The organism is Sphingomonas bacterium (assembly GCF_903644055.1).
GTDB lineage: Bacteria > Pseudomonadota > Alphaproteobacteria > Sphingomonadales > Sphingomonadaceae > Sphingomonas_I.
In genome coordinates, this window is sequence record NZ_CAHJXD010000293.1 from 1 (window position 1) to 3353 (window position 3353).

Sequence of the window (3353 nt, forward strand, 5' to 3'; positions counted from 1 at the left end):
CCGGCCTTGAGCCGGGGTCCCGCTTCTTCTTCAACGTCGGCCAAGCAGCGGGACCCCGGCTCAAGGCCGGGGTGACGAGAGTTCAATCACATGACCCTGCTCTCATTCGACCCCGGGCCTCAACGCCGGGAGGGGTGCACAGGCGCTGCCTCCGTCTCTAAGAAGCGCGCCATGACGATCGACAAGACTTTCGACCCCGCGACGATCGAGGCGCACTGGTATCCCTATTGGGAGAGCCGGGGGCTGTTTCGCCCCGCGCGCGAGACCGCCGAGCCCTTCACGATCGTCATCCCGCCGCCCAACGTCACCGGGTCGCTGCATATCGGCCATGCGCTCGACAATACGCTGCAGGACATTCTCGTCCGCCACGCGCGGCTGCAAGGCAAGGATGCCTTGTGGGTGGTCGGCACCGATCATGCGGGAATCGCGACGCAGATGGTGGTCGAGCGCGCGATCGCCGCGCAGGGGCTGACGCGGCAGGAAATGGGGCGCGAGGCCTTCCTCGCGCACGTCTGGGAATGGAAGGCGGCGAGCGGCGGCCAGATCACCCGCCAGCTCCGCCGCCTCGGCGCGTCGTGCGACTGGGCGAACGAGCGCTTCACGATGGACGCGGGCTTTTCGAAGGCGGTGGTCCGCGCCTTCGTCCAGCTCCATCGCGAGGGGCTGATCTATCGCGACAAGAGGCTGGTCAATTGGGACCCGCACTTCCGCACCGCGATCTCCGACCTCGAGGTCGAGACGCGCGAGCGCAACGGCCAATTCTGGCACCTGACCTATCCGCTGGCCGACGGCGGCGGGACGATATCGGTGGCGACGACGCGGCCCGAGACGATGCTCGCCGACATGGCGGTGGCGGTGAACCCCGAGGACGCGCGCTACGCCGCACTGGTCGGCCGGCAGGTACGGCTGCCGATCACCGGGCGGCTGATCCCGATCGTCGCCGACGAGCATGCCGATCCGGCGCTGGGATCGGGCGCGGTGAAGATCACGCCGGGGCACGATTTCAACGATTTCGAGGTGGGCCGGCGCGCGGGCTTCAAGGCAAGCGAGATGCTCAACATGCTCGATGCCGAGGCGCGCGTCCGCCAGACCGCCGACGGGCTGATCCCCGCCGAACTGATCGGGCTCGATCGTTTTGCGGCGCGCGACGCGATCGTGGCGCTGCTCGACCGGGCGGGCGCGCTGGAAAAGATCGAGGATCGCGTGATCCAGACGCCCTATGGCGATCGATCGGGCGCGGTGATCGAGCCGTGGCTTACCGATCAATGGTATGTCGATGCGGCCAAGCTCGCCGGGCCGGCGATCGAGGCGGTGCGATCGGGCGCGATCCGCGTGGTGCCGGAGACGTGGAAGAAGACCTGGTATCAGTGGCTGGAGAATATCCAGCCGTGGTGCGTCAGCCGTCAATTGTGGTGGGGGCACCAGATCCCCGCCTGGTATGGGCCGGACGGCACGGCCTATGTCGCGGAAAGCGAAGCCGATGCGCAGGAGCAAGCGGGTGCGGGGATGGCGCTTACCCGCGACGCCGATGTGCTGGATACGTGGTTCTCCTCGGCGCTGTGGCCGTTCGGGACCTTGGGGTGGCCGGAAGACGCCGCACAAGCCCCGTTCGTCCCGAGCGAAGTCGAGGGACGTGCTACTGGCGGCGAGGTCGAACGTGTCTCGACTACGCTCGACACGAACGGAGATAGGGGGCGGACAAATTCGCTGCTCGCGCGCCACTACCCCAACGACGTGCTCGTCTCCGGGTTCGACATCCTGTTCTTCTGGGATGCGCGGATGGCGATGCAGGGGCTGCACTTCCTGGGCGAGGTGCCGTGGCGGACTTTGTATCTGCACGGGCTGGTGCGCGCGCCGGACGGCTCCAAGATGTCCAAGTCCAAGGGCAATACGGTCGATCCGCTCGGGCTGATCGATCGATATGGCGCCGATGCGCTACGCTTCACGCTGGCGGCGATGGAGAGCCAGGGGCGGGACATCAAGCTCGATGAGCGCCGCGTCGAGGGCTATCGCAACTTCGCGACCAAGCTGTGGAACGCCGCCCGCTTCGCGCAGGCCAACGGCATCGGCGGATCGGTACGCGCGCAGCCGCCGGAGACCGGCAACGCGATCGATCGCTGGATCGTCGCCGAGACCGTCCGCACCGTGCAAGCGCTCGATCTCGCGCTCGCCGACCTGCGCTTCGACGAGGCGGCGAACAGGCTCTATCATTTCGTCTGGGACCGCTTCTGCGACTGGTATCTGGAGCTGATCAAGCCCGTGCTGCAACCGGCCGCGCAGGCGGACGAAGATCGGGCGGCCTCCACCAGAGCCGTGGCGGGCTGGGTGCTCGATCGCATCCTCGTGATGCTCCACCCGTTCATGCCGTTCATCACCGAGGAATTGTGGCACGCGCTCAGCCCCCGCGATCACGATCTGATCGTCGCCGAATGGCCGCGCGTCGATGCCCATGCGATAGATCAGGGCGCGGTAACGGAGGTCGAATGGCTGATCCGGCTGATCCAGGAAATCCGCTCGGCGCGCACCGAGCTGAACGTTCCTCCGGGTGCGAAACTGGCGATGCACGTCTGGGCCGACGGGGAGGCCGTCACCGAACGGGTCCACCGACAGCAAGGTGCGCTCGAACGCCTCGCGCGGATATCGGACGTTCGCTTCTCCAACCTCGGCGTGGAGGGTGCGGCGGTGCAGATCGTCGTCGATGCCGTCACCTACGTCCTGCCGCTCGAGGGGGTGATCGACGTCGCCGCCGAGCGCGCGCGGCTGGATAAGGCGGCGGCGGCGGCGGAGAAGGAGGCGGGGTCACTCGCCGGGCGGCTCGGCAACCCAGCGTTTGTCGAGAAGGCCAGGCCCGAGGCGGTCGCCAAGGCGCGCGAGGATCATGGCGCCAAGCTTGCCGAGGGCGAACGGCTGCGCGCGGCGCTCGCGCGGCTGGGGGTTTAGAGCGGGATAATTTTAGATCGGTCCACTCTTCCGCTCATCCTGAGTAGGGATCGAGCTTGTCGAGAGCCCGTATCGAAGGACATGCCCTGGGGCGCTACTTCGATACGAGCCCTCGATACGCTCCTGCGGAGCTACTCGGTCTCACCTCAGCAGGAGCGGGTAAAGCTAAGGTCGTCTGACTCTAGCGCGCGATCGCGTAGACCACGTTGACGCGGGCGCGCGTCTCGATCGGGCGCGGCTTGAGGTCGACCGCGATCGGAGGGGGTGGCGGGGGTGGCGCTGGCGGCGGCGGTGCTTCCGCCCGGCTGGCGCTGACGATGACGTCGTTCTCGAACGGCTGATAGCCCGCGCCTCCGTTCGAGACGCTGAGCACCTCGCCGAGCCGGGCGCCGGTGCCGGCGGCGAGCGCTTCG

1 protein-coding gene and 1 pseudogene are annotated in these 3353 nt (G+C 67.6%); one reads left to right on the forward strand and one right to left on the reverse strand.

Annotation, left to right across the window (positions count from 1 at the left end; all coding sequences use genetic code 11):
- Positions 1–171: 171 nt before the first annotated feature.
- The gene (locus HUU94_RS12535; RefSeq protein WP_174275402.1) at positions 172–2940 is read left to right on the forward strand and encodes a valine--tRNA ligase; all 2769 of its coding nucleotides are present in this window, start codon (positions 172–174) and stop codon (positions 2938–2940) included.
- A gap of 181 nt (positions 2941–3121) precedes the next feature.
- On the opposite strand, the pseudogene HUU94_RS12540 reads toward HUU94_RS12535, so the two are convergent.
- Positions 3122–3353 (reverse strand): annotated as a pseudogene (locus HUU94_RS12540) (SIMPL domain-containing protein); the annotation flags it as partial.